Below are 6,888 nucleotides of genomic sequence, written 5' to 3' on the forward strand. Positions count from 1 at the left end.
TTTAGAAGCCATTACTATAGCGACAGATAGGATTAAACGAGCTGTTTAAACTCTCTTAGCCAATTAATTAACGTTCTAGCCCGTCTTTCACTAGTATTTTCAGATAAGCCTGTAGCTTTTTCTTTTAAAAATTGAATAGCGGATGTTTCATTAGTAATATCGGTCACTGATGAAACATTTTGTGATTTCATCCATAAATAGCCACAATACGAATTCTCAAATTCAGATTTAATTATTGCAAGCCATTCACTTCGAACATCCAACTCTGCTATTCTTTGTCCTTGTGGGGTCAAGTATCCATCTTTAATTAGGTTTAATATGCGACAAGCATCCTTGTAGTAAAGTACTTGTCTTGATGTTGTAAGACCAGTTAAATCATCAACAGTCACGATACCACGCTTCTTCAAAGCACCTACATAATTTTTTACTAAATCAAGGCTATTTGCCTGTGGAACCATTGAGCTATCTAAATGGTTTTCTAATTTATTATTAATAATTGGTAATAATTGTTCAGCTATATCATATTTTAAATTGAAAACTGTTTTAGTCGTAGTTTCATCAATAACTTGAATATCAGCTTTATAACTAGATAACTTATCAACTAATTCTCGAATTATCTTTAAATCCAATACATTATTTGTCACTAATTCTGACATTTCATCTTTATTTGATAGCTTTGCCAATCCCCCATGGAACAACGGTAATAAATCCTCTTTTTGTATTTCTTTAGATGAAAGCTCTGTTTTTACCCGCTGCACATAAGAACCAGGTACGGCATCTCTTAAAAGAAAACTAGTTTTAATATTAAACATGGACTTAAATGCATTATTTAATAATAAGCCAAATGACTCTGAAATATTATTGATAATAGAGATGGTTTGATTAGACTTATCATTTACAGCGATTCTAATTCTATGAGTATAGTCTCTTGTCCCATCATAATTAATATTTTCATGAATAAAAAGATCATCATTTGGTAATTTATAGTTAAAATCACCTTCTTCTAATAAAGATAATGATTGCTCAAGATTATCTAAATCAAACTTTAATAAATATGTGATTTTTCCTTTTAATGAACCTCTTATCATTGATGATATAGAAATATCTTTTTGCTCAAATCTATTAATATGTTCAGGTGTCGTTGGAATAATTAGCCACCTATCATGTGTCTTATCACAACCTAAACTATAGCAAAAATAAATATGACCAAACTCGTTCTTTGCACTAAACATTAACGGTTCATCGTAATATGTATAAACATTATGATAATTTAATTTACCAAATTTAGGATTATTCACAAACAATAAATTTTTATTCGTCATTTTCTATGATCCTACAAGATTTTGGATACTCACCACTATAAAACCAAACTGTATGATGACTAGGTTTACCAGTTTGTTTCACTACACCTTGAATGGCTAGAATATCACACTCACACATGAGTTTATTTTCAAACCTCTCTGAATGTCGAGAGATGATTTCTATTAAATCTTCTTTATTTCCTCTGAATGAAGTCCCATATGCATTAGGATCATCCCTATTTTTTTCAAATATTCTCTTTTGTTCTGGATCTTTGTAGGTTGGCAAAAAATCATTTTCATCAGGGGAAGTTTTTGTAACCATACGATATAACAAAATATCTACTTCAGTCGCATCCGATGGCGGTACAATAATGTCTTCAGGATAATCGCTAGGAAAATTCTTAGTTATAGTCATCAATGTATTCCTTAAATTTTTACTTATTGTTTCTTTTATTCTATATGTAGTGATCTGAGCTAAAACCATCATCTATCTTCATTTTATTTTGTGAAGCGATTAGTTCAGCACCACAAGCGGTTTTTATTCCTTCTAACGCTACACGTTTACCATTAGAACGCATAAATGGAGAACCTTCAATAATAGGAAAGTTACTCTTGCATTGCGGACAAGCGACTAAACTCCCTTCTACTGCTGCATTTTTACCATCAGCAAACATGCTATGGCTACCTTGTAGTACGATTCCGCCATGAGTTGTTTTATCGCCAATAATAACTCTTCTAATTACCATAATCTATCTGTTAACCAAAATTTTTGACAATATAACCAGTTAAGTAAAATAGGACAATACATTATTTTTGACTAATCATCGTCAAAGAGCTATAAAAACGGTGTGAATAAAGTATCAATACAAAGTCCTGTTCGACACCAATATAAACGCTGAGGGCTTTTTCTAGTTCTAGTTCCTGAATGGGTGCAATGCTGAGCACACATTCAATTTAAGTTCAGACTTCTTGTTTGATTTTGATAAGACGGATTTAAAAGCAGAAGGAAAATAAATATTTGTAGAGCTGGCTAATAAGCTCTACATCTTAAATGTGAAAACTGCAACCATTGAAGGCAACAACCAAGCTGCCAAAGAACGCTTAAGCCAGAAGCGTCGTGTGATGGTAAAACACAAGGCACATAGCTTAACTCAGGTAGTAGCGAAAAAGTCGCAGGTCCAATTGGTCCAGCTCCGCTTTACGATACAAATTATCCATACAGCCCGAACATTACTGGTAATCTAGATCCAGTATTGCCAGCACAGAATTTGCAGTAATCTGCAAACCAACTTTTTAGCTTAATAGCTTTGAAGATCTTGTTCATTACCTTTGTTCAAAGCACCTACCGTGGTGCTTTTTTGCTATCTAAAATGGCTTTTAGGATATTTTATGTTATAATTCAACTATAAAATACACTTTTAACTATGATGTTTATGTGGTTATGCGTGCTGAACAAGAAAAAGTTTATTTAGATTTAAAGGGTACTCATGGAACATCTTTTTCGCGTAGTTTGCAGATAAAAAAGACAGGATTTATACCCAACTATGGGAGACATGGTGGTGGTATTTATTTGTGGGCATCTTCCGACGAGATGGTAAAATCAAAACCAAGGCACGATGTAATGCTAGGTGCTTGCTTTGCTCATGACAGAAAAAAAGAGCATATTTATAAAGTTGATAATGATGATTCCATAGTTGTAGTTATTATCAATTTAAAGGCTGAGCAATCTAACTATCTGGATTTTAAAGAATTAGATGTATCACATAAGTTTCTAAGCTTTCTTGATAAATATAAAGAGAAATTACAAAAGATTAAAAATGATAAAAGGTTATTGTTAGTAGAATTTTCTAAGGTTTGTGATTTATTTATTAAATTTATAGAAAAATTAGAAAATAGAAATATTAAAATAATTCAAGTGGAAACAGAAACACCTATGAGTTATAAAGAAATATATAATTTAGATCAGGTTTATTGTCATTGGGTTAACTTAAATAAAGCCGACTGTTATGTTGTTAGAGATGGCTCATTAATTAATATTGAGATGGTCGTTAGAATAGGTGAGAATGTATATGAGTATTATGAAAGTCAAACAAAATCATGATTTCTATTCATTATTAGGCTCAATGTCTATTGATGAATTAGAAAAATTTATCGGTCAGCCCGAAGAAACAGGGTTAGCACAAGCATTATCTTTAGATTATTGTTATAAGTTACTAGAATCTGAAGAAGATTTGGTTGACTTTGAGTTACCTAGTATTTTTATTCAAAGTATTCAGAAAGCTATGGAGTATACTTGGAATCAAAGTAAACAGTTAAATTCTGAAATGACATACGGTAATGAGTTACCGTTATTGTGTATAAATGATGAACTATATGCGATTGCTGCGTAATTTTTTGTGAGTTACTATATGTATGATAAACACCCTATTCAATTAGTTAATGTTTCATATAAAAAATTAAGTATTGAGATCAATCAATCAAAGTCTAACGATAATCAAGAGGAAAGTTCTCATTTATTTAAAATGCGATTTGCTCATTCTGATTATGATCATTCTCAACATATAATTGGGGTTAAATTAAATATCTCTATTGGTTATGAATATGATGAGATTTCGCAACCATTAAAAATGACTGATAGTGAATATTGGTTGGAGGTTACAGTTGAAGGGATCTTTAAAGTTGATGAAAACTCTTTTCCAATAGATAAAATTGAAACTTGGGCAAATAGTAATGCACCTTTAGTTCTTTATAGCTATGCAAGGGAAGCTGCGTATTCTTTAACGAATAGAATTAATAAAGATGCAACGGCTATTTTACCTTTGTTATCAGTTCCAACTTTTAAAATAGTAAAAAATAACTAAGTTTCTTTTGGGAACTAAAAGCAACTCCAAAAAGGGTTGCTTTTTTGTTTGATTAAATTCTTTTAAAGGACTACATTTAATGCTGATTCACAAAGATAAATTTTCCTAACAAATTATACAATCAGCCAAAGAATGCAACTTTATTCAATCACCAATTAATACATATTAACAGGTGTGTAGCGAATGTTTAGGTGGCAGCAAATTTCATCTTGTAAATTTCCTGTTTTAACAATCGCAATTTCACTCATTTTAAATGAGCCTTCCACAAGTTCCTTGTGGGTAACGGTATTCGAGGCATAAACGCTTTGAGCCGATCTGAATTTTTCAGATGGGCGCTTTTTTGTGTCTGGCGTTTAGCAAATCTCGAATGCCTTGTACTACACAAGGAAATTCGCAATGGCTCAACATTATTTACTTTCAAGCAAATCAAAAAACATCAATTTAAAAGATATTTTACGCCTTACAGAAGAAGATGCTTTTCACCTTTTAAAAACTCACCGTTGGGGAAACCCTAATAATGTTCGTGATGTATGCTGTCCGTATTGTGATATTCGCCACGAAGCCTATTTCCTTCCTTCTCGTAAACGTTGGTGTTGTAAACATAGCAAACGCCATTTTTATATTACAACAAATACAGCCTTTGCCTTTCATAAAGTTGATTTAGTCGATATTCTTGCTGTCATCTTAATGATGATAAATAGCTCAAAAGGCATTAGTGCGATTGATGTTAGTCGTCATCTTAATTTGAACTACAAAACGGCATTTGTACTTTGTGGGAAAGTTCGCGAAGCTTTATTTAAAACGCGCGATTTGAGTTCATTGTCAGGCGAAATTCACGAAGATGGAATGTGGATCAACTTTACCCTGCGCCCAACTAATTTTCGTAAAAATAATCATAAACAACGTCAGAAAGCTGATGAGAAAGGTCGCAAATATCCTAAATTTAGAACGACTAAACGTTGTCTATTTGCTATTACACAACGTGCTGCAAATGATAGTAATATATCTGGAGCAAATCGTACCATTGTTGCAATGGATTATACTGAAAATGCGGATACTGTTTTTGCATTAAATCAACGCTTTGTCAAAGCAGGCAGTGATATTATGTGTGATGAAAACCCTGCTTATAAAAGTCTTGATTTTCATTACACCCGTTGGTCGGTGAATCATCAAGAGGCTTATAGTGCGAAAGGTGTAAACAACAATCTAGCAGAATCCTTTAATGCCAGAATGCGTGATTTAATGCGTGGCACACATCATAAAGTCGATAATAAATATGCCTTGCACTATGCTAATCAAGCCGCATTCTTTTCAGATAACCGCCGAGAATCTAACGGGAAACTTTTTGAAGATGTCCTCAAACGTTGTTTATGGGTTCTGCCATTCAAAGAATGGGTTGGTTATTGGCAGGGTAATCATCGCGAAGGTGAGCTTCTCGGTATGAAAGCCTTTGCACCTAACGAAATTTCATCCCACTACTTTAAGCGACTTGAAGAACAAGCTGCATACGATGAAATTCTGATGGCAGCATAGAATCTTATAGACGCGAATAGACTTAGATAGAAAGAAATAGCTTACCCGAATGAAGGTTGAGCGGAATATCTCCGCCTTGAGTTTGAAAAAATGGAAAATTGATGTGAAAAATTGCGAGGTTGAAGTTAGAATTTGAGGTAAAAGAAATGCCTTTCACAATTTTCATTCGGAAAGGCATTCAAATTTATGCGGTAAATTAGTCAATTTTCGGACTTTGTGCAACTGCTACATAATACCGATGTTTTTGACCGCACTTTTTGTTTGTATGCTGATAACAAAAATTTTACATTACACCTTGAATTTTTTGTGAATTTTCCCCACTAAGGAAATACTTAACCCTAACTTTGAGAGAACACATTATGATGCGTATTCTTCTTTTCTTGGCAACCAATATGGCTGTAATGCTGGTATTAGGTATTATTTTAAGTGTGACTGGTATTGCAGGAAATAGCACCGGCGGCATTTTAATTATGGCGTTGTTATTTGGTTTTGCTGGCTCATTAATTTCATTATTCCTGTCTAAAACGATGGCATTACGTTCTGTAGATGGAGAGGTCATTATTCAACCTCGTAATCAAACTGAACGTTGGTTAATTGATACCGTTAGTCGCCAAGCACAGAAAGCAGGTATTCCCATACCAGACGTGGCGATTTATCATTCACCCGATGTGAATGCTTTTGCGACAGGCGCGACGAAAAGCAATTCTTTGGTGGCAGTGAGCACTGGATTATTAAACAACATGACTGAGGCTGAAGCTGAAGCTGTTTTAGCGCACGAAATTTCTCATATTTCCAACGGCGATATGGTGACGATGGCGTTATTGCAAGGTGTATTGAATACTTTCGTGATTTTCTTATCGCGCGTTATTGCAACGGCGGTGGCAAGTTCGCGTAACAATAATGGAGAAGAAACGCGCAGTTCAGGTATTTATTTCTTGGTTTCGATGGTATTGGAAATGCTCTTTGGTGTGCTTGCGAGTATTATCGCAATGTGGTTCTCACGCTACCGCGAATTCCGTGCAGATGCTGGTTCCGCAAGTTTAGTGGGTAAAGAAAAAATGATCATGGCATTGCAACGTTTGCAACAACTTCACGAACCACAAAATCTCGAAGGTTCTTTAAATGCCTTTATGATTAATGGTAAACGCAGCGAACTCTTTATGAGCCATCCGCCACTCGAAAAGCGTATTGAA

Annotated in this window: 8 protein-coding genes and 1 pseudogene; 6 read left to right on the forward strand and 3 right to left on the reverse strand. The window is 34.0% G+C overall.

Going from position 1 to position 6,888, the window contains the following annotated elements; all coding sequences use genetic code 11:
* Nucleotides 1-32: 32 nt before the first annotated feature.
* From AAX15_RS06915 to AAX15_RS06925, 3 genes are read right to left on the reverse strand one after another with little or no spacing between them, the layout of a single operon-like run.
* A complete protein-coding gene (locus AAX15_RS06915; protein WP_046939709.1) occupies nt 33-1,322 on the reverse strand; it encodes a DUF6575 domain-containing protein in 1,290 nt (429 codons plus the stop codon).
* A complete protein-coding gene (locus AAX15_RS06920) occupies nt 1,312-1,788 on the reverse strand; it encodes a hypothetical protein (RefSeq protein ID WP_153065054.1) in 477 nt (158 codons plus the stop codon). The genes AAX15_RS06915 and AAX15_RS06920 overlap by 11 nt, the downstream gene beginning before the upstream one ends.
* Nucleotides 1,757-2,047, reverse strand: a complete 291-nt coding sequence (locus AAX15_RS06925; protein WP_046939712.1) for a PAAR domain-containing protein — start codon at nt 2,045-2,047, stop codon at nt 1,757-1,759. Before AAX15_RS06925 ends, AAX15_RS06920 begins: the two co-directional genes overlap by 32 nt.
* 93 nt (nt 2,048-2,140) lie before the next feature.
* On the opposite strand from AAX15_RS06925, the pseudogene AAX15_RS09725 reads away from it, so the two are divergent.
* The 6 genes and pseudogenes from AAX15_RS09725 to htpX all read left to right on the forward strand — a co-directional run.
* Nucleotides 2,141-2,312, forward strand: a pseudogene (locus tag AAX15_RS09725) (OmpA family protein); the annotation flags it as partial.
* Between the two features lie 430 nt (nt 2,313-2,742).
* Nucleotides 2,743-3,402 (forward strand): hypothetical protein, encoded by a 660-nt coding sequence (locus AAX15_RS06930; RefSeq protein WP_153065053.1) that lies wholly within the window; start codon nt 2,743-2,745, stop codon nt 3,400-3,402.
* On the forward strand, nt 3,380-3,691 hold the full coding sequence (locus tag AAX15_RS06935; RefSeq protein ID WP_153065052.1) for a hypothetical protein: 312 nt from the start codon (nt 3,380-3,382) through the stop codon (nt 3,689-3,691). Before AAX15_RS06930 ends, AAX15_RS06935 begins: the two co-directional genes overlap by 23 nt.
* 18 nt (nt 3,692-3,709) lie before the next feature.
* Complete coding sequence (locus AAX15_RS06940; RefSeq protein WP_046939718.1) at nt 3,710-4,162, forward strand: protein-export chaperone SecB; 453 nt, start codon at nt 3,710-3,712, stop codon at nt 4,160-4,162.
* 396 nt (nt 4,163-4,558) lie between these two features.
* On the forward strand, nt 4,559-5,695 hold the full coding sequence (locus tag AAX15_RS06945) for an IS1595 family transposase (protein WP_046939720.1): 1,137 nt from the start codon (nt 4,559-4,561) through the stop codon (nt 5,693-5,695).
* 356 nt (nt 5,696-6,051) lie between these two features.
* A partial coding sequence (htpX, locus tag AAX15_RS06950; RefSeq protein ID WP_413540592.1) for a protease HtpX occupies nt 6,052-6,888 on the forward strand: 837 nt, incomplete at its 3' end.

The organism is Haemophilus haemolyticus (genome assembly GCF_001008275.1).
Taxonomy (GTDB): Bacteria; Pseudomonadota; Gammaproteobacteria; order Enterobacterales; family Pasteurellaceae; genus Haemophilus; species Haemophilus haemolyticus_P.